Origin of the sequence: Thauera sp. SWB20 (assembly GCF_000831325.1) — a bacterium.
GTDB classification, from domain to species: domain Bacteria; phylum Pseudomonadota; class Gammaproteobacteria; order Burkholderiales; family Rhodocyclaceae; genus Thauera; species Thauera aminoaromatica.
The window spans coordinates 356083-375756 of sequence record NZ_JTDM01000019.1 but is presented as its reverse complement, the minus strand read 5'-3'; the positions used below and the strand labels follow the sequence as shown (position 1 = coordinate 375756).

General features: G+C 69.8%; 19 protein-coding genes. 5 read left to right on the top strand and 14 right to left on the bottom strand.

The genetic code is table 11. The features are described 5' to 3' along the window. Window positions 1-86: 86 nt before the first annotated feature. Genes PO78_RS13600 through PO78_RS13580 form a run of 5 tightly spaced genes read right to left on the bottom strand, consistent with a single transcriptional unit; the run spans window position 87 to window position 4546 of the window. Window positions 87-1328, bottom strand: coding sequence for an SAM-dependent methyltransferase (locus PO78_RS13600; protein WP_043744369.1), 1242 nt, complete (start codon window positions 1326-1328; stop codon window positions 87-89). Further along, window positions 1328-2098, bottom strand: a complete 771-nt coding sequence (locus PO78_RS13595; RefSeq protein WP_043744554.1) for a DUF1365 domain-containing protein — start codon at window positions 2096-2098, stop codon at window positions 1328-1330. Before PO78_RS13595 ends, PO78_RS13600 begins: the two co-directional genes overlap by 1 nt. After that, entirely contained in the window at window positions 2098-3471 is a 1374-nt protein-coding gene (locus tag PO78_RS13590) for an NAD(P)/FAD-dependent oxidoreductase (protein ID WP_012584815.1), read from the bottom strand. The genes PO78_RS13595 and PO78_RS13590 overlap by 1 nt, the downstream gene beginning before the upstream one ends. A gap of 5 nt (window positions 3472-3476) precedes the next feature. After that, entirely contained in the window at window positions 3477-4283 is an 807-nt protein-coding gene (gene folE2, locus PO78_RS13585) for a GTP cyclohydrolase FolE2 (protein WP_012584814.1), read from the bottom strand. Beyond that, a complete protein-coding gene (locus PO78_RS13580; RefSeq protein ID WP_012584813.1) occupies window positions 4280-4546 on the bottom strand; it encodes a hypothetical protein in 267 nt (88 codons plus the stop codon). Before PO78_RS13580 ends, folE2 begins: the two co-directional genes overlap by 4 nt. 91 nt (window positions 4547-4637) lie before the next feature. Between PO78_RS13580 and PO78_RS13575 the strand changes: the two genes are divergently transcribed. The 4 genes from PO78_RS13575 (at window position 4638) to recQ (ending at window position 10135) form a co-directional block, all read left to right on the top strand. Continuing rightward, window positions 4638-6422 carry a Na/Pi cotransporter family protein gene (locus tag PO78_RS13575; RefSeq protein ID WP_012584812.1) on the top strand — a complete coding sequence of 595 codons (1785 nt, stop codon included), beginning with the start codon at window positions 4638-4640 and terminating at the stop codon, window positions 6420-6422. Window positions 6423-6566: 144 nt separating this feature from the next. Beyond that, window positions 6567-7481, top strand: a complete 915-nt coding sequence (locus PO78_RS13570) for a MerR family transcriptional regulator (protein WP_004307857.1) — start codon at window positions 6567-6569, stop codon at window positions 7479-7481. Between the two features lie 203 nt (window positions 7482-7684). After that, window positions 7685-8158 (top strand): YbjN domain-containing protein, encoded by a 474-nt coding sequence (locus tag PO78_RS13565; protein WP_004307858.1) that lies wholly within the window; start codon window positions 7685-7687, stop codon window positions 8156-8158. Window positions 8159-8242: 84 nt separating this feature from the next. Next, on the top strand, window positions 8243-10135 hold the full coding sequence (recQ, locus tag PO78_RS13560) for a DNA helicase RecQ (protein WP_370695902.1): 1893 nt from the start codon (window positions 8243-8245) through the stop codon (window positions 10133-10135). 7 nt (window positions 10136-10142) lie between these two features. Here recQ and cyoE read toward each other — a convergent pair whose 3' ends face one another. The 4 genes from cyoE to PO78_RS13540 all read right to left on the bottom strand — a co-directional run bounded on the left by cyoE (window position 10143) and on the right by PO78_RS13540 (window position 13556). Then, the gene (gene cyoE / locus PO78_RS13555; RefSeq protein WP_004307860.1) at window positions 10143-11051 is read right to left on the bottom strand and encodes a heme o synthase; all 909 of its coding nucleotides are present in this window, start codon (window positions 11049-11051) and stop codon (window positions 10143-10145) included. Window positions 11052-11142: 91 nt separating this feature from the next. After that, entirely contained in the window at window positions 11143-12213 is a 1071-nt protein-coding gene (locus tag PO78_RS13550; RefSeq protein ID WP_004307862.1) for a COX15/CtaA family protein, read from the bottom strand. A 10-nt stretch (window positions 12214-12223) separates the two neighbouring features. Further along, a complete protein-coding gene (locus tag PO78_RS13545) occupies window positions 12224-12784 on the bottom strand; it encodes a hypothetical protein (protein ID WP_004307863.1) in 561 nt (186 codons plus the stop codon). Next, window positions 12771-13556: an SURF1 family protein gene (locus PO78_RS13540; RefSeq protein ID WP_004307865.1), complete on the bottom strand. Its 786-nt coding sequence runs from the start codon at window positions 13554-13556 to the stop codon at window positions 12771-12773. Before PO78_RS13540 ends, PO78_RS13545 begins: the two co-directional genes overlap by 14 nt. Before the next feature lie 23 nt (window positions 13557-13579). Here PO78_RS13540 and PO78_RS13535 point away from each other — a divergent pair, with 23 nt between their 5' ends. Further along, a complete protein-coding gene (locus PO78_RS13535) occupies window positions 13580-13789 on the top strand; it encodes a DUF2909 domain-containing protein (RefSeq protein ID WP_004307868.1) in 210 nt (69 codons plus the stop codon). Between the two features lie 17 nt (window positions 13790-13806). On the opposite strand, the gene PO78_RS13530 is transcribed toward PO78_RS13535, so the two are convergent. From PO78_RS13530 to PO78_RS13510, 5 genes are all read right to left on the bottom strand, one after another. Next, the gene (locus PO78_RS13530; RefSeq protein WP_043744365.1) at window positions 13807-14691 is read right to left on the bottom strand and encodes a cytochrome c oxidase subunit 3; all 885 of its coding nucleotides are present in this window, start codon (window positions 14689-14691) and stop codon (window positions 13807-13809) included. A 46-nt stretch (window positions 14692-14737) separates the two neighbouring features. Further along, the gene (locus PO78_RS13525) at window positions 14738-15265 is read right to left on the bottom strand and encodes a cytochrome c oxidase assembly protein (protein ID WP_012584807.1); all 528 of its coding nucleotides are present in this window, start codon (window positions 15263-15265) and stop codon (window positions 14738-14740) included. Between the two features lie 28 nt (window positions 15266-15293). Then, window positions 15294-16904, bottom strand: coding sequence for a cytochrome c oxidase subunit I (gene ctaD, locus PO78_RS13520; protein ID WP_043744363.1), 1611 nt, complete (start codon window positions 16902-16904; stop codon window positions 15294-15296). Between the two features lie 3 nt (window positions 16905-16907). Next, window positions 16908-17969 carry a cytochrome c oxidase subunit II gene (gene coxB / locus PO78_RS13515; RefSeq protein WP_082047782.1) on the bottom strand — a complete coding sequence of 354 codons (1062 nt, stop codon included), beginning with the start codon at window positions 17967-17969 and terminating at the stop codon, window positions 16908-16910. A gap of 574 nt (window positions 17970-18543) precedes the next feature. Further along, entirely contained in the window at window positions 18544-19593 is a 1050-nt protein-coding gene (locus PO78_RS13510; RefSeq protein ID WP_012584804.1) for a Glu/Leu/Phe/Val dehydrogenase dimerization domain-containing protein, read from the bottom strand. Between the last annotated feature and the right edge of the window lie 81 nt (window positions 19594-19674).

Here is a 19674-nt window from a genome sequence, read left to right as displayed (position 1 = left end):
GGGGTCACCTCCAGGCCCTGAAATGCGGGGACGGCGCGGCCAGGGGGTCGGCACAGATCGCTTCCCTCCGCCGCGCCCATCACCATTCAGCCGCCTTGCGACCCTGCGGCGGCATGCGCGAACAAGTAGTGATGCACGTCGAGGTCGCCGGTGTCGAAGCCCGCCTCGCAGTAGGCGAGATAGAAACGCCACATGCGCAGGAAGCGCTCGGGGAAGCCCTGGGCGCGCACCGCTGCAGCCTGCGCGTCGAAGCTTCGATGCCAGTGCGCGAGCGTGCGCGCATAGTCGCGCCCGAAGGCGAAGTCGCCCACCACCTCGAGCCCGGCGCGCCCGGCCTGCTGCGCCACCGCGCCCGGGCTGGGCAGCATGCCGCCGGGGAAGACGTGGCGCTGGATGAAGTCGGTGCCGCGCCGGTAGCGCGCGAACAGCGCGTCGGCGATCGTGATCGCCTGCACCACGCAGCGCCCGCCCGGCTTCAGCAGTGCGGAGAGCTGGGCGAAGTAGGTCGGCCAGAAGCGCTCGCCCACCGCCTCGATCATCTCGATCGACACCACATGGTCGTACTGGCCGCGCACGTCGCGGTAGTCGCACAGCTCCAGATCCACCCGGTCGGCGAAGCCGCCGCGCTCGGCGCGCGCACGCGCGAACGCCAGCTGCGCCGGCGACAGCGTGATGCCCAGCACCTTGCAGCCGAACTCGGTGGCGGCGACCTCGGCGAAGCCGCCCCAGCCGCAGCCCACCTCCAGGATGGTCTGCCCGGGCCGCGCGCCGAGCTCGCCGAGGATGCGGCGGTACTTGCGCAGCTGGGCGTCCTGCAGCGACTCGTCGGGCGAGGCGAACACCGCCGCCGAGTAGGTCATGGTGGGGTCGAGCCAGAGCGCATAGAAGTCGTTGCCGAGGTCGTAGTGGGCCTCGATGTTGCGCCGCGAGCCGCTGCGCGTGTTGGCGCGCAGCAGGTGCTGCAGGCGGTGGCTGAGCAGGCGGAACATGCGGCCGTAGATCGCGCCCTGCAGGCGGCTGCGGTTGGCCGAGAGCAGGCGCAGCAGGCCGGGGAGGTCCTCGGTGTCCCACAGGCCGTCCATCCAGGCTTCGCCGAAGCCGATGTCGCCGCGTGCGAGCGCCTCATCGAACACGGCGTGGTCGCGCACCCGCAGGTGAGCGACGAGCGCACCGTGGCCGGCGCGCACGCGCACGCCGTCGGGCAGCTCCACCGCGATCGCGCCGCCGTCGAGGCGGTCGAGCATCTCCAGGCACAGCCGGGTGGCGCGCGGCAGGCGCGCGAGGCGCAGGCCGGCGAGCGGCTGCAGGGCATGGTCGAGCGCGTTCATCAGGTAGTCTCCTCGAGCGGCGGCGCGGGCTTGCGGAAGAAGCTCACCCGCCGCAGGGCCAGGCGCAGCGCCTGCCAGTGGATGCGGGCGACGACGCCCAGGGTCATGAAGGGCTGGCGCGCGAGCCACTTCGCCATGCTGGCCCCACCGACGGCCTCGGCGCGGCCCGCCAGGCGGGTGGAGAGCTGGCGCTCGCCGCCGTCCCAGAGCTCGATCGACACCGCATGCACGGCGCCGCGCTGCTCGAAGCGGAAGCGGTACTCGCCGCGCACCGGGAAGAAGGGGGAGACATGGAAGCGCTTGCAGGCGCGCAGCTCATCGCCCGCGCCGATGGGGCGCAGGTCGGCGTGGTGCAGCAGGTAGTTGTGACGCTCGCCGAAGGTGTTGTTCACCTCGGCCAGCACCGCACGCAGGCCGCCCGCGCGGTCGTGGCAGAACCAGAAGCTCACCGGGTTGAAGACGAAGCCGAGAATGCGCGGCATGGTCTGCAGCACGATCTCGCCGTCGCATGCCGCGGCCAGCCCGCGCTCGTTCAGGAGGGCGCGGATCCACGGCAGCAAGGGCGAGCCGTCGCGCGCGCCGTGGTCGCGGCTGCGGAAGCTGAACAGGTTGGCACGCTCGATGCCGAGCAGCGGAGCGCGCACTTGGTCCAGGCGGCCGAGCGGCAGGCGCAGGAAGGCGCTCGGGTACACGAAGCGGTTGTGCGCCTGCACGTGGCGCTCGTGCATGACCGCGCCGAAGCACACCGCGGGCTGGAGCGCGTCGGGCATCACGCCGCCTCCAGCGCCGTCCCGGCCCGCTTCGCCGCCGGCACGCGGCCGCGCCGCCACGGCACTTCCACGCCCATCGCCTCGACCACCGCCACCGCCGACTTGAGGCCGTCTTCATGAAAGCCGTAGCCGGTCCAGGCGCCGGCGAACCAGCAGCGCTCGCGGCCCTGGATGGAAGGCAGCGCGGCCTGGGCGTCGATCGCTCCGTGATCGAACACCGGGTGGGCGTACTCGATGCGACGGAAGGTCTTGTCGGCTGCGGGCGCGATGAAGGGGTTGAGCGACACCACGACCGGGGTCTGGAAAGGCAGCGGCTGCAGGCGGTTGATGAGGTAGCTGACCGACACCGGACGCGCGTCGGGCGCGCCCTTGCCGGCGAGGTAGTTCCACGCCGACCACACCTTCGGGCGGCGTGGCAGGAGCGCGGTGTCGGTGTGCAGGTACGCAACGTTGGCCTGGTAGCGCACGGCGCCGAGGATGCGGCGCTCGTCCGGCGTGGCCTCGCTGCCGAGGATGGCCAGGGCCTGGTCGCTGTGACAGGCGAAGACGACCTCGTCGAAGCGCTCCGGCCCGGCCGCGGTGTGCACCCACACCCCGTCCTCGCCGCGTACCACGCGCTGCACCGGCGCGTTCACCCGCACGTCGTCGAGGCGGGCGAGCATGCGGCGCACGTAGCTGCGTCCGCCGCCCTTCACCGTCATCCAGGTCGGACGATCGAGGATCTGCAGCAGTCCGTGGTTGTGGCAGAACTGCACGAAGGTCGCGAGCGGATAGGCGAGCATGGTGTGCGTCGGACACGACCAGATCGCCGCGGCCATGGGCAGCAGGTACCAGTCGCGGAAGGCCTGCGAGTAGTCCTCCAGGTCGAGATACTCGCCGAGCGACAGGGCCGGCATGCCACCTTCGCTCGCCATCCGCGTGGTCTCGCGGTTGAAACGCAGGATGTCGCGCAGCATGACGAGGAAGGCAGGACGCACCAGGTTGCCGCGCTGGGCGAACACGCTGGCAAGGTCGGTGCCGGCCCATTCGAGCTCGGGTTCGGCCAGGCTGACGCCGAAGCTCATCTCGGTCTCCACCGCCTCGACCTGCAGCAGCGCGAACAGCGCACACAGGTTGGGGTAGGTGCGGCGGTTGAAGACCAGGAAGCCGGTGTCCACCGGATGGGTGAGGCCGTCGACGGTCACGTCGATGGTGTTGGTGTGACCGCCGACGTAGCTGCCCGCTTCGAACAGCGTCACGCTGTGCTGCGGCGCGAGCAGCCAGGCGGTCGACAGACCGGCGATGCCGCCGCCGATCACGGCGATCCGCCGCCCCTCGGCACCCCGGCCCGCCTCGCCCGTGGCGTGCAGGCGCTCGATCTCACCCATCTTCATGGCGATTACTCCGGCGCGTTCTCGCCCTCGACGAGGGCGTAGGCGGAATGGTTGTGGATGGACTCGAAGTTCTCCGACTGCACCCGCCACGAGGCCACGCGCGCATCGGCACGCAGGCGCAACGCGATGTCGCGCACGAGGTCCTCGACGAACTTGGGGTTGTCGTAGGCGCGCTCGGTGACCCACTTCTCGTCCGGGCGCTTGAGCAGGCCGAAGACTTCGCACGAGGCTTCTTCCTCGGCCATGCGCACCAGCTCGCGCAGGCCGAGGTCGCCGCGCAGCGTGGCCGACAGGGTGATGTGCGAGCGCTGGTTGTGCGCGCCGTAGGCGGAGATCTTCTTGGAGCACGGGCACAGGCTGGTGACCGGCACCACCGCCTCGAGGGTGCTACGGATCTCGCCGCCCGCGGTCTTTTCCACCACCACGCGGGCGTCGATGTCGAGCAGGCTTTCGACGCCCGAAACCGGCGCGGCCTTCTTCATGAACCAGGGAAAGCGCGCCTCGATGCGGCCGCTCTCGGCTTCGAGCCGCACCAGCATGTCGGCGAACAGGCCGCGCAGACCGTCGAGATCGAGCGCGTCGCGCTCGGCCTCGAGCAGCTCGACGAAGCGCGACATGTGGGTGCCCTTCACCTCGGCGGGCAGGCCGACCGTCATCTCCAGCCTGGCGACGGTGTGCTGCACGCCGCCGTCGAGATCGCGCACCGCCATGGGGTAGCGCAGACCGCGCACGCCGACCTGCTGGATCGCCAGCGCGCGGTGGTCGGCGCTGGATTGCACGTCGGGCAGGAAGAATTTTTCCGGGGCGTTCATGAATGATCCTTTTGCTTGGTGGGGAGGGGGCGCAGCGGAAGATCCGCGCGGTGCACGAAGAGCAGGAGTTCGAGCGGGGTCTGGATCGAGGCCGGGGCCGGGGTCGCGACCGTGTTGTCCACGACGGGCCCGGCAGGAGCGACGGCAGCTGCCGCCGCGACGACCTGGGGCGGTGCGGCCGAAGCCGCGGAGATCCCGAAGGAGACGAGCACCGTAGCGGCGGAGAGGATGCCGGCGCGCCTGGAGAGCATTCTCGCGTTCATGGCCGTGTCCTGGACAAGCGTGGATAACGATTCCACGATAGGCGAGCACCGCAGGGCTGTCAAGAATTTGTCCAGGACAAATTGAAATTGTTTGCCATCCGGTCCAAAGCGCGATGGTCCCCGCCGCGAACAATGCCCTCCCCGCCCGCGCGATCCGGCATTACGCTGTCGTGACGCCCCCTTCCCGCACGAGAGGCCCGCCCTGGACACCAGCCCGCTCGCCATCTATCCGATCGTCGCCGGCCTGCTCGGCGGCATCGGCCTGTTCCTGCTCGGCATGCACATGCTCACAGAGGGCCTCAAGCTCGCCGCCGGCCGCGCACTCGAGGGCCTGCTCGAGCGCGGCACCGCCACGCCGGTGCGCGGCCTCGGCGCCGGCATGACCATGACCGCGCTGGTGCAGTCCTCCACCGCGGTCACGGTGGCGAGCATCGGCTTCGTCAACACCGGGCTGCTGTCGCTGCAGAACGCGATGTGGGTGATCTTCGGCTCCAACGTCGGCACCACGCTCAACGCCTGGCTGGTGGCGGCGCTCGGCTTCAGCTTCCGGATCGACGCCTTCGCGCTGCCCTTCGTCGGCATCGGCGCGACCCTGATGCTGGCCGGACGCACGGTGCGCCAGCGCGCGCTCGGCCAGGCGCTGGCCGGCTTCGGCGTGCTCTTCCTCGGCATCGACGCGCTCAAGGACACCTTCTCGGGTTTCGGCGCGACCATGAACCTGCAGGACCACATCGCACCCGGCTTCACCGGCTGGCTGATCCTGGTCGGCATCGGCACCGTGCTGACGGTGCTGATGCAGGCCTCGGGCGCGGTGATCGCGATCATCATCACCGCCGCCCAGGGCGGGCTGATGTCGATCGAGGCGGCGTGCGCGATGGTGATCGGCACCAACATCGGCACGACCTCGACGGCGATCCTGTCGGCGCTGGGCGCGACCTCGAACGCGCGCCGGGTCGCGGCCACCCACGTGATCTTCAACCTGGTGACCGGCGCGGTGGCGATCGCGCTGCTGCCGCTGCTGATCGGCCTGCTCGGCGCGCTGCGCAACTGGTTCGAGCAGCCGGCCACGCCGGCGGTGATGCTGGCAATGTTCCACACCGCCTTCAACGTGCTCGGGGTGCTGCTGATGGTGCCGCTGGCACGCCCCCTGCGCCGATTCCTGGCGAGCCACTTCCGCAGCCGCGAGGAGGAGATCGCCCGCCCGCGCTATCTCGACGCGCCCTCGCTGGCGGTGCCCGATCTGGCGCTGCGCGCGCTGCGCCTGGAGTTGGGCCGCACGCAGTCCTTCGCCCTCACCGCGCTCACCGCCGCCACGCGGGTGCCGCCGGACGAGCCCTGGATCGAGCGTCAGGCGAGCACGCTCGATGCGCTGGCGCCGGCGATCGGCGACTACGTACGCAAGCTCAACGCCATGCGCCTGCCGCCGGCGCTGGTCGAGGCGGTGGCGCACAGCCTGCGCGCGCTGCAGTATCAGGAGAGCGCGGTCACCGCGGTGCGCCAGGCGTGCGCGCTGGCCACCACGCTCGGCGCGCCGCCGGGCAGCGAGCTCGAGCCGATCGCCGCGGCCTTCCGCCAGGCCACCGGGGCGCTGGCCGCGAGCGCGGACGCGGCGCGCGAGGACTTCTCCGCGCCGGCGGTCGAGGTGCGGCTGGAGGAGGCGGAGCTGCGCTACCAGGCCTTCAAGGAGGCGCTGCTGCTGGAGGGTGCGCACGCCCGCATCGACATTCGCACGCTGCAGGACTGGCTGCGCCTGGCCAGCCTGGAGCGCCGCGCGATCGAGCAGGTGGCCAAGGCGGCGCGCATGCTGGCGGTACTGGACGGCGACCTGACGCCGCAGCAGGCGGAGGAAAAGGCGGGAGAGAACGGGGTGGAGTGAGCGCCGATCGATTGGGGGCGTGGGCGCATGCATCGCGGTCGGAAAATGAAGTCGCCTCCAGCGTCGGCGCCTCATTTGTCCTGGACAAAATAAACTCTCCCGCCTACCATCCTCTTAACGACCATCTCCCGAAAGCTGCTGCCGATGAACGCCCCGAACCCGTCTGAAACCGCCTTCAGCATCGCTGCCGTCGAACGCGACACGGGCCTGGCGAAGGACACTCTGAGGGTGTGGGAGCGGCGTTACGGCTTCCCTGCGCCGACGCGCGACGCCAACGGCGAGCGTGTCTACCCGTCCGACCAGGTGGAGAAGCTGCGCATGATCCGCCGCCTGCTCGACCACGGCCGTCGACCGGCCCGGATCGTGGGCGCAAGCGTCGAGGAGCTGTCTTCGATGCTCGATTCCTGCCTGTGCCCGGAGGGCGGCACGCCTGCCGGTCGCGACGACGGTCTGCTGCAGCTCGTGCGCCTGCATCGCAGCGTGGAGCTCGCCGCTGCACTGCGCCAGGCGCTGATGAAGCAGGGGCTGCAGCGCTTCGTCGCCGAGACGGTGGCGCCGCTGGCGGCGGCGGTGGGCGAGGCGTGGATGCGCGGCGAGGTGGATGTTCCCGAGGAACATCTGTTCACCGAGCAGGTGCAGAACCTGCTGCGCAGCGCGATCGGCGCGCATGCCGCGAGCGAAGGCCGACCGCGCGTGCTGCTGACGACCTTCCCCGAGGAGGAGCACGTGCTCGGCCTGCTGATGGCGGAGGCGATGCTGGTGCCGGAGGGCGCGAGCTGCCTGTCGCTCGGCACGCGCACGCCGCTCGCGGACATCCGCAGCGCGGCGGTGGGTGGCGGTTTCGACATCGTCGGGCTGTCCTTCAGCATCGCCTATCCGGCACGCCAGGCGATCGACGGCTTGCTCGAGCTGCGCGCGCTGCTGCCGGAGGAAATCGGGATCTGGGCCGGCGGCGGCGCGGTCCGCGACAAGCAGAAGCGCCTGCCGGGCATCCGTGTGGTAGGCGACCTGGCGGACACGCTGGCGGCGCTGCAGGAATGGCGCAAGGCGAGCGCCTGAGCGCCGCACGCGCCCTGCGACCGTGCGCGCGCCCGCTGACGACGGGCCTATTCCGGGTTCATGTGCGGTAAAACTTCACGGCATCCGCGCCAAGCCGCCCCGTAGAATCTCGCAAGCATATTCTTGCGCTCGCGCGCGTCCGTCAGGGCGCGCGCTTCTGCCGGATGCGCCACCGCCCGTGTTTCCACAACAGGAGTGATTCCATGAAGGGACTTTCGAAGGGAAGTCTGTTTTTTTGCGCCCTGCTGAGCGCAGCAGCCGGTCCCGCGTTCGCCGACGCGCTGATCGACGCGACCAAGCCCGAACGCCTCTACGAGATCGCCCGAGGATTCGGCTCCGCCGAGCTCGACAAGGACAGCCAGGGGGATCCGCGCATCACCGGACGGATCGAGGGCACGAAATACGGCATTTATTTCTACGGCTGCGTGAAGGGCGCCGACTGCGACGACATCCAGTTCTCCGCCAGCTGGAGCGGCCCCAAGGTCTCGCTGGAGAAGATCAACGACTGGAACCGGACCAAGCGCTTCGGCAAGGCTTACCTCGACAAGGACGGTGATCCGAACCTGGAGATGGAGGTGAACCTCGACTACGGCGTCAGCGCCAAGAACATCGAGGACTCCTTCAATTGGTGGACCAAGGCCCTCAAGGAATACAAGAAGGTCGTCCTCGAGGAATGACGGATGCGGGCCCGGGCGTCGCAGACGCCCGGCTGCCACCGGTCCGTGTCATCGGACGAGACCCGGCGCGGTAAAATGCGCGCCATGCCCACCGACTTCCCCCGCCTGCCCGGCGAACCACGCACGCCCCCCCCGACCACGTTCGACCAGCGCGACGTTCCCCTCGGCGACGCCGCGCATCGCGTGCTCGAGCACGTCTTCGGCTACCCCGCCTTCCGCGGCGAGCAGGGGGAAATCGTCGAGCACGTGGCTGGCGGCGGCGACGCGCTGGTGCTGATGCCGACCGGTGGCGGCAAGTCGCTGTGCTACCAGATCCCGGCGCTGCTGCGCCACGGCACCGCGATCGTGGTGTCGCCGTTGATCGCGCTGATGCAGGACCAGGTGAGCGCGCTGGTCGAGGCCGGCGTGCGCGCCGCCTTCCTCAACTCCAGCCTGGACATGGAGCGCGCGCGCGCGGTGGAGCGCGCGCTCTGGGACGGCGAGCTCGAGCTGCTCTACGTCGCCCCCGAGCGCCTGATGACACCGCGCTTCCTCGACCAGCTCGACCACCTGCGTGACACCGGTCGGCTCTCGCTGTTCGCGATCGACGAGGCGCACTGCGTGTCGCAGTGGGGCCACGACTTCCGCCCCGAGTACCTGCAGCTCTCCATCCTGCCCGAGCGCTACCCGGCCATCCCGCGCATCGCGCTCACCGCCACCGCCGACCGCCAGACCCGCGAGGAGATCGCCGAGCGCCTCAACCTGCAGGCGGCGCGCCGCTTCGTCTCCAGCTTCGACCGCCCCAACATCCGCTACACCATCGTCGAGAAGAACGACCCGCGCCGCCAGCTGCTCGACTTCATCCGCGAGGAATGTCCCGGCCAGGCCGGCATCGTGTATTGCCTGTCGCGGCGCAAGGTCGAGGAGACCGCCGCCTGGCTGCAGGAGCAGGGCCTCGCCGCCCTGCCCTACCACGCCGGCATGACGCAGGAGATCCGCGCCGAGCACCAGAGCCGCTTCCTGCGCGAGGACGGGCTGATCATGGTGGCGACGATCGCCTTCGGCATGGGCATCGACAAGCCCGACGTGCGCTTCGTCGCCCATCTGGACCTGCCGCGCTCGATCGAGGGCTATTACCAGGAGACCGGCCGCGCGGGGCGCGACGGCCTGCCGGCGCAGGCCTGGATGGCCTGGGGCGCGCAGGACGTGGTGCAGCAGCGCCGCATGATCGACGAGTCGGAGGCGAACGAGGAGTTCAAGCGCCTCGCGCGCAACCGGCTCGACGTGCTGGTCGGCCTGGTCGAGGCCACCGACTGCCGCCGCCAGCACCTCCTTGCCTACTTCGGTGAACAATCGACCCCCTGCGGCAACTGCGACAACTGCCTGCACCCGCCGCAGACGTGGGACGCCACCGAGGCGGCGCGCAAGGCCTTGAGCTGCGTATTCCGCACCGGCCAGCGCTACGGCGCCGGCCACCTGATCGACGTGCTGCGCGGCGAGCTCACCGAAAAGGTGGTCGAGCGCCGCCACCAGGACATCACCACCTTCGGCATCGGCAGCGAGCTCGACGAGAAGCGCTGGCGCACGGTGTTCCGCCAGCTCGTCGCGCGCGAGTTGGTCGCGGTGGACCACGAGCGCTACAACGCGCTGCGCCTCACCGACGCGGCCCGCCCGCTGCTGCGCGGCGAGGCCGAGTTCCACCTGCGCCTGGAGCCCGAGCGCAGCCGCAGCCGCGCCCGGCGGCGCAGCGGCGCAAGCCTGGATATCCCCGACGGCATCCCCACCACGCTCTTCGACCGCCTGCGCGCCTGGCGCTTCGCCACCGCCAAGGAGCGCAACGTGCCGGCCTACGTGGTCTTCCAGGACGCGACGCTGCGCGAGATCGCCATCGCCCGTCCGCACACGCTGGCGGAGCTGGCCGGCATCAGCGGCGTGGGCGATCGCAAGCTGGAGCACTACGGGGCGGCGATCCTGCAGCTGGTCGCCGAAGCGGGCTGATCCTCGATCACAGATAGTGGTCCGCCAGCAGCACGAGGAACAGCATCATCAGGTGGGTGATCGAGAAGCGGAAGGTGCGGATCGCCGTGTCGGCGCGCGGAGCGAACTTGAGCCGCCAGGCGTGGTGCAGGAACCGCAGGTTCAGGGCCAGGCTGCCCGCCAGGTAGAACGGCCCGCTCATCCCCACCAGATACGGCAGCAGGCACACTGCAAGCAGCAGCACGGTGTAGAGCAGCACCAGCGTGCGGGTGAACTCGATGCCATGGGTGACCGGCAGCATCGGCAGGCCGGCGCGGCGGTAGTCTTCGACGCGGTGGATGGCCAGCGCCCAGAAGTGTGGCGGGGTCCACGTGAAGACGATCATCATCAGCAGCCAGGCCTCGGCGCCGACCGTGCCCGTCATCGCCGTCCATCCCAGCACCGGCGGCAGCGCGCCCGCGACCCCGCCGATGACGATGTTCTGGGGGGTGGCGCGCTTGAGGAACACGGTGTAGACGACCGCGTAGCCGAACAGCCCGGCCAGCGTCAGCCACGCGGTGAGCGCATTGACCTCCACCAGCAGCAGCACGAAGCCCGCCGCGGCGAGCGCGCACGCGAAGCCCAGCGCCTGCGCGCCGCTCAGGCGCCCGCTGGGCAGCGGACGCAGCCGGGTACGCGCCATGCGGGCGTCGATCTTGTGGTCGAGCACGTGATTGAAGGCCGCCGCCGCGCCTGACACCATGGCGATGCCCAGGCTCGCCACCAGCATGCGCGCGAAGTCGGGCAGCCCGGTGGTGGCGAGCATCATGCCCACCCAGGCGGTCAGCACCAGCAGCGCCACCACGCGCGGCTTGGTGAGCTGCCAGAACGCGCGACCGAGCGCGAGCGCCTCGCCCAGGCTGCCTGCCGCCGTCGGAATTCGCTTGTAGCCGTCCATGTCCGCCTCCCCTGCCTCTCTCCGTCGGGCCTTGCCGCCCGAGATCGCGCGCCACTCTCCGGCAAGCCGCTCGCGAGCCCTCATCGAGCCCTCAGCGGGCCCTTAGCGGGCCCTCGAGCGCTCCCCCGTGCGAAGGTCCCGCCCACGCCCGTCCTCGGGCACCCGCCCCTCGAGCCGCGTTCACCCGGATCTGCCGCACCAGCAGCACCAGGGCGGCCAGCAGGCAGGCCGCGGTCAGGTTGTGGGCGACCGCATTGAAGAGCGGTACCTGGCCGACGACGTTGACCAGGCCGAGCGTCACCTGCAGCACCAGCAAGGCGCCGACCGCCGCCGCGAGCCGGCGCAGGCGCACGCTCGCCGCCCGACGCCGGCACAGCAGCACCAGGCTGGCGAGCACGGCGGTGGCCACCAGTGCACCGATGCGGTGGAGCACGTGGATGCTCATCCGGGCCTCGTAGGGCAGCACGCCGAACTCGTAGGTCTCGTGTCCCAGCGGCAAACCGAAGGCGGCGCGCAGCGAGAACCGCGCGCTCCAGCCGCTTTCGCACAAAGGCAGTTGATGGCACACCGCCGCTGCGTAGTTGGCCGAGGTCCAGCCGCCGAGCGCGATCTGCGCCAGCAGCACGACGACGGCGAGCCAGGCCAGCGGCAGCAGCCGGACAAGCCCGGGCTCGGCGGGCCGGGCAGGCTCGGGGCGGTCGTGGCCGAGCTCGACGCGCAGCAGCGCCAGCATCGACAGCAGCGCGAAGCCGCCGAAGAGGTGCGCCACCACCACCACCGGCATCAGGCTCAGCGTCACCGTCCACATGCCGAGCGCGGCCTGCAACACCACCAGCGCCAGCAGCGCCGCGGCCAACCCGCGCCCGCGCGGCAGGCGGCGCGAGACCGCGAAGATCGCCAGCACGCACAGCCCGAGCAGGCCGGCGAGGTAGCGGTGCACCATCTCGTTGCGCGCCTTGAAGGGATCGACCTGCGCAGCGGGGAAGCGCGCCTGCGCCGCCGCGATGTGCTCGTCATGCACCGGCGGCGTCAGCCGTCCGTAGCAACCCGGCCAGTCGGGGCAGCCCAGCCCGGCGTCGGTGAGCCGGGTGTAGGCGCCGAGCGCGATCACCGCCAGGGCGAGCACCAGGGTTGCATCCACCAGCCAGCGCACGCGCGTCATCGCCCTCTCCTCACACACCGCTGCGCTCGTAGTTCATCAGGCGCAGCAGGTCGCTGCGGATGTCGCCCGCCACCCGCTGCGCCTGCTGCGGGCCGGGCTCGACCGCGTAGCGCAGCAGGGCGAGGCCGCGCGGATCGACCAGCACGATCCGCCCCTGGACCTCGACATCGCCGACCTGCGCGGCCTGCCATTCGACGTGCGGAAAGCGCGCGCGCACGACCGGGCTCTCCACCGCCAGCACCAGCGCCTGCACCCGCGCCTGCTTGCGGCCGAGGCCGGCGTGAAGCTGCTGCAGGATCCGCAGTGCCTGCGCGCAGCGGGACGCGGGAGTGCCCGCCCCGCCCTCCTCCGCGCACGCCGGCTCGCCCTCCGCCGCCGGCACGTAGACCAGATGCCAGCGCCCGCCGCCACGTTCCGGCGCCGGCAGCAGCCGCAGCTCCTGCGTCAGCCACTCGCCGTGATTGACGGTCGGCGCGGCGGAAAACCAGCCCCAGCGCAGGCTCGCCCACGCCGCCGCCAGCGGGACCAGCGCACAGAGCACGAAGAGGCTGAAGAACTTACGGCTGCTCATGCGCGATCTCCCCTGAAACGGCCGGCACCCGGCGTGCGCTCGCAGCCAGCGCGACGGCGACCACCGCGAGTGCGAGCAGGCCCCATTGCAGCGCGTAGGCGCGGTGGCGCGCGGGCGGCAGCACCACCGGCCGGTAATGGATATGGAAGGGCGAGGCCTGCTGCTGGTAGATCAGCCCCGGCGCCAGAGGCACCGCCAGCCAGACCGCGAGTTGCGCCGGGTCCGCGCGCTGGATGCGCATCGGCCAATGCCCGTGGTCCTCTAGGTTGGTGCCGAGCAGCAGGCCGCCAAGCTCGGTGCGCAAGAGACCGTGCACGCGCAACTGCGACGGGATGACCGGCGTCGGCAGCACCTCGCGTCCGCCCTCGGCCGCGATCCAGCCGAGATTCACCAGCGCCGCCCGCGCCGGGGCGTTGCGGCTGCCGGCGACGCGGGCCGCGCCGATGTCCTCGACCGCGATCACCACGTCGTAACCCGGCCTGCGGTCGACGACGCGGTTATCCACCAGCCACACCATCGGCGCGATCCAGCGCGCCTCGAAGTCGAGCACCATGCCGTCGATCTGTGCCGCATCGGTACGCGCACCGAGACCGTCCAGGCCCACCGCGCCCTCGCTCGCCCACCGCGCGATCCGCGCCAGCGTGGCGGCCTTGTCCTCGCCGCGCTGCCATTGCCACGCCGACAGGCCTGCCGGCAGCGCGGCGATGGCGAGCACCGCGAGCATCCATCGCCAGCGCAGCACCCAGGCGTGGCCGAACGCGCTAATCTTCATCGGTCCTCCGCCGGAGCTCACCCATGGCCTTCAAGCTCGTCATCGTCGTGCTGCTCGTGCTGGTCGTCGTCAGCCTGTTCCAGGCGCTGTACGTGATGCTGAAGGGCGACGGCAGCGCCCCGCCGATGTCGAAGTTCCTCGGCCGCCGGCTGGCGTTCTCGGCGGCGGTACTGGGGCTGCTGCTGGTGCTGCTCGCCACCGGGGTGATCACGCCGCATGCACGTCCGTACTGAGTCCGCATGGCCGGGCCTCACAGCACATAGACGAAGACGAAGAGGTTGAGCCACACCACATCCACGAAATGCCAGTACCACGCCGCGGCCTGAAAACCGAAGTGGCGCTGGGCGGTGAAGTGGTCCTTGATCACGATGCGCAGCAGCATCACGAGCAGGATCAGCGCGCCGATGGTCACGTGCAGGCCGTGGAAGCCGGTGAGCAGGTAGAAGGTGTTGCCATACACGCCCGAATCCAGGCGCAGGCCGAGATCCCGATAGGCGTGCATGTACTCGTAGCCCTGCAGGAACAGGAACACCACGCCGAGCAGCACGGTGATCGACAGGAAGAGCTTCAGGCGCAGGCGCTTGCCCTGCTCGATCGCCACGTGCGCCACCTGCAGCGTCACCGACGAGGCGAGCAGGATCAGGGTGTTGAGCAGCGGAATGCCGGTCCATGGCATGGCCTGGGTCGCGGTGCCGCCGGGGGTCTGGAGCAGCGGCCAGGCGGCCTCGAAATTCGGCCACAGGATCGCGGCGGTCATCGCGTTGTCGCCGGCGCCGTCCAGCCACGGCACCGCCACCACGCGCGCATAGAACAGCGCGCCGAAGAAGGCGAGGAAGAACATGACCTCGGAGAAGATGAACCAGCTCATGCACTGGCGGAAGGAACGCTCGAGCTGCGCGCTGTAGAGCCCGCGCTGCGATTCGTCGATGACCTTGCCGAACCAGCCGAACAGCGTCACCACCAGCAGCGCGAAGCCAGCGCCGAACACCCAGGGGCCGCTACGCGCCTCGGGCTGGTCGAGCTGGCTGATCCAGGTCGCCGCGCCGTAGCCGATCAGCAGCAGGGCGAGCGCCCCGACGATCGGCCAGGCGCTGTCGTGCGGGACGTAGTACTTCTGCTGCGTGGTCGTCGCCATGGTGCTTCTCCCTTGCTGCGGTCGCGCGCGCCCGGGCCGCGCCGCGTCAGCGGCTCGCGCGCTGGCCGACGCTGCGATACAGGCGATACGACAGCGTCAGGTTCTTGAAACGCTCGGGCAGTTCCGGATCGACGTAGAACTGCACCGGCATGAGCTTGCGCTCGCCCGGCGCCAGCGGCTGCTCCTGGAAGCAGAAGCATTCGATCTTCATGAAGTGGCGTGCGGCCTCGCCGGGCGACACCGAGGGTACTGCGGTGGTCACGATCGGCTGGTCGCTGCGGTTCTCGACCACGAAGGACACGAGCTGCAGCTCCCCCGGGTTGAGCCGCAGGCGCGCGGTCTCGGGCGCGAAGTCCACCGCCACCGCGGGGTCGTGGGTGGCGAGGAACTCGACGCTGACCTCGCGCCCGCGGTCGACGCGGTCCGGGGCCGCCGCCGCCACCTTGTCGGTCTTGCCGTTGATGCCGGTGATGTCGCAGAACACGTCGTACAGCGGCACGAGCGCGAAGCCGAAGGCGAACATCGCCGCACAGGCCAGCAGCAGCTTGTTGATCAAACTACGGTGGGCAGACATCTCGCGTCCTCCCTGTGCCGCCGTGCGCTCACTTGACCACCGGCGGAGTGTCGAAGGTGTGGTAAGGCGCGGGCGACGGCACCTCCCACTCCAGCCCCTGTGCGCCCTCCCACACGCGATCGGTGGCCTTGTCGCCGATGCCGCGCATGCAGCGCACCACGCCCCACAGGAAGAGCAGCTGCGACAGGCCGAACAGGAAGCCGCCGATGCTCATGAAGGCGTTGAGGTCGGCGAACTGCAGCGCGTAGTCGGGAATGCGCCGCGGCATGCCGGCGAGACCGACGAAGTGCATCGGGAAGAACAGCATGTTCACCGACACCAGCGAGCACCAGAAGTGCACCTGGGCGAGGCGCTCGTCGTACATCACGCCGGTCCACTTCGGGATCCAGTAGTACACCGCGGCGATGATGCCGAACACCGCGCCGGTCACCAGCACGTAGTGGAAGTGGGCGACGACGAAGTAGGTGTCCTGGTACTGGAAGTCGGCGGGGATGATGGCCAGCATCAGCCCGGAGAAGCCGCCGATGGTGAACAGCACGATGAAGGCGAGCGAGAACATCATCGGCACCTCGAAAGTCATCGAGCCGCGCCACATCGTCGCCACCCAGTTGAACACCTTCACTCCGGTGGGCACGGCGATCAGCATGGTGGCATACATGAAGAACAGCTCGGCGACCACCGGCATGCCGGTGGTGAACATGTGGTGACCCCACACGATGAAGGACAGGAAGGCGATGCTGGCAGTGGCGATCACCATCGACTCGTAGCCGAACAGCGGCTTGCGCGCGAAGGTGGGGATGATGGTGGAGACGATGCCGAAGGCCGGGAGGATCATGATGTACACCTCCGGATGGCCGAAGAACCAGAAGATGTGCTGGAACATCACCGGGTCGCCGCCGCCCGCGGCGTCGAAGAAGCTGGTGCCGAAGTACTTGTCGGTCAGCACCATGGTGACCACGCCGGCCAGCACCGGCATCACCGCGATGAGCAGGAAGGCGGTGATCAGCCAGGTCCACACGAACAGCGGCAGCTTCATCCAGCCCATGCCCGGCGCGCGCAGGTTCCAGATGGTGACGATGACGTTGATCGCCCCCATGATCGAGGACACCCCCATCAGGTGCACCGCGAGCACGAAGAAGGCGGTCGAATCTCCGCTGTACTTGGTCGACAGCGGCGCGTAGAAGGTCCATCCGGCGGCCGGCGCGCCGCCTTCCATGAACAGCGTGGACAGCAGGATCGCGAACGCGCACGGCAGGATCCAGAAGCTCCAGTTGTTGATCCGCGGCAGCGCCATGTCGGGAGCGCCGATCATCAGCGGGATCATCCAGTTCGCCAGGCCGACGAAGGCCGGCATCACCGCGCCGAACACCATCACCAGGCCGTGCACCGTCGTCATCTGGTTGAAGAAGTGCGGATCGACGAACTGCAGCCCGGGCTGGAAGAGCTCGGCGCGGATCACCATCGCCAGGCTGCCGCCGGTAAACAGCATGGCGAGCGAGAACAGCAGGTAGAGCGTGCCGATGTCCTTGTGGTTGGTGCTGAACAGCCAGCGCGCGAGGCCGCGCGGCTTGTGGTCGTGGTCGCGCGGACGCCCTGCAGCGCCGTGTGCATCGAGGGTGCCGGTGACCTGGGTGCTCATGACTCACTCCCCCTTCGCGATCGCGGCCGCGATGTCGGCCGGCTGCACCTGGTCGCCCTTGGCGTTGCCCCAGGCGTTGCGCTCGTACGTGATGACCGCGGCCAGCTCCTTGACACCGAGCTGCTTGCCGAAAGCCTGCATCGCGGTGCCGGTCTTGCCGAACAGCACGATGTGGAGGTGGGCCGCCGGCTCGCCGGTGGCGATCGCGCTGCCCTTCAATGCCGGGAACACGCCGGGCAGGCCCTCGCCGCCAGCCTGGTGGCAGGCGACACAGGCCCGCTCATAGACCTGCCGGCCGAGCGCCATCTGTTCGTCCATGCTCATCGGTACGGCGCTCTCGGCCTCGGCCTTGGCCTGCTCGGCGGCGGCCACCTGCTGCGCCGCCCAGGCCTCGAAGTCCGCGGGCGTCTTCACCTCGACCGCCACCGGCATGAAGCCGTGGTCGCGCCCGCACAGTTCGGCGCACTTGCCGTAGTACAAGCCGGGCTTGTCGATGCGCGCCCAGGTCTCGTTGATGAAGCCGGGCACCGCGTCCTTCTTGATCGCGAAGTCGGGTACCCACCACGAGTGGATGACGTCGTCGGCGGTCAGCAGGAAGCGCACCTTCTTGCCACTGGGCAGCACCAGCGGCTTGTCCACCGCCCTCAGGTAGTCCGGCGTCTTGTCCGCCGCGTTGGCGATCTGCGCGCGCGGCGTGGCGAGCACCGAGTAGAACTCGATCGGGTAGTCGAGGTACTTGTAGTGCCACTTCCACTGCGAACCGGTCACCAGCACGGTGAGCTCGGATGCGGAAGTGTCTTCCATCGCGATCAGCGTGCGGGTGGCCGGAACCGCCATCGCCACGAGGATCAGAACCGGGATCGCGGTCCACAGGATCTCGACCTTCAGGCTGCCATGGAACTGCGCCGGCACTGCCCCCCTGGCCTTGCGGTGACGCACGATGGACCAGAACATCAGGCCGAACACGACCAGCGCGATGGCGACGCAGATGTAGAAGATGGTCATGTGCAGGTCGAAGACCTGCCGGCTGAGCTCGGTGGCGCCGCGCGTCATGTTCAGGCGCATGTCCTGCGCGCCCGCAGGAACGCCGGCCACCAGCATCGAGGCCGCGACCAGGGCACGGCCGGGAGGGAGCGTCCCGGGCCTCGCCCCGGATGAATGGTGTCTCACTGCCGACCCCCCTTTATCGTTATGGGCGTGAAACCGCCGCGAATGCGTGCACGAAGGTCCGCCGTCCCGAGTCGGCGTCATGGCGTGGTGCGCGGTCCTGGGGAACGGACCCGGGCCGCCAGGCCTTGCCTGGGCGGCCGCCATCACGACGGGCGGAACTCTTACGTCAATATATGCGGGAAAATACGAAAGGCAAGGATGGATGCGAACGGCAGCGCGAGCCATTCGCATTCGCACTGCATGCAGGCGCATCGGCAAGCGCAAGACGATGCCTCGCGCGCGCAGCACAGGGACGCGCACGGCCGGGCCGCTGGGGGCTGCACCGAGCCTCGGGCATGGCCGAATGCCCGGAGGCGTTCTTTGCCGTGCCCGGGCGCGATCCGAACGCCTCCGAGCGTTCGATCGTGCCTTCGCTCGGGGCATGGTGGACGTGCCGTGCCGTGCAACCGCCCCGCGCGACGCCCGCGGCTCAGCGCCGGAAGCGCTCCTCGGCGATCGCGTCGGCGACCTCGGCGGTGGGACGGTCCTCCTCGCGCGCGCGCTCGAAGACTTCCATGAGGTTGTCGCGGATCCCCTCGATGTGGCGGATCAGTGCGGCGCGCTCGAAGCCGATGCGCTCGTGATACACGTCGATGATGCCGCCGGCGTTGATGACGTAGTCGGGCGCATAGAGGATGCCGCGCTTCATCAGCTCGAGGCCGTGGCGGGGCTCGGCGAGCTGGTTGTTGGCGGCGCCGGCGACGATCTTCGCCTTCAGCTGCGGGATGGTCGAATCGTTCAGGATGGCGCCGAGCGCGCAGGGCGCGAACACATCGACGTCGAGCCCGAAGATCTCCTCCGGCGCGACCACGGTGGCACCCAGTTCCTTGCCCGCCTGCACCAGCGGCTCGCGGTGAATGTCGGTGACCCACAATTTCACGCCCGCCTCCCCGAGCTGGCGGGCGAGATCGAAGCCGACGTTGCCCACGCCCTGCACGGCCACGCGCAGGCCTTCGAGCGAGTCGCGGCCGAGACGCTCCTTCACCGCCGTCTGGATGCCGACGAAGGTGCCGTAGGCGGTGGCCGGCGACGGGTCGCCGCTGCGCGTGCCCTCGTCCGAAGGCTTGTCGTGGATGCCGGCGACGTGACGGGTGAACTGCGTCATGTACTTCATGTCGGCAACGCTGGTGCCGGAGTCCTCGGCGGCGATGTAGCGGCCGTTCAGCTGCTCGAGCGCGCGCGCGAAGGCGGCGAGCAGCGCGGGCGTCTTGTCGGTACGCGGGTTGCCGATGATCACCGACTTGCCGCCACCGAGCTTGAGCCTGGCCATCGCCGACTTGTAGGTCATGCCGCGCGACAGGCGCAGCACGTCGCGCACCGCCTCCTCCTCGCTGGCATAGGGCCACATGCGGCAGCCGCCGAGCGCGGGGCCGAGGTTGGAATTGTGGACGGCGATGATCGCCTTCAGTCCGCTCTTGTCGTCGCTGACGAAGACCACCTGCTCGTGGTCGGCGAAGTCGCTCAGGGAAAATACGGCCATGCTGTGTCTCCTTCCTTGTGGGAACGTGGATGATTTCCACAGTCTCGGCGCCAGGGGTGGCGACGCCGGCGCTGCGGCAGG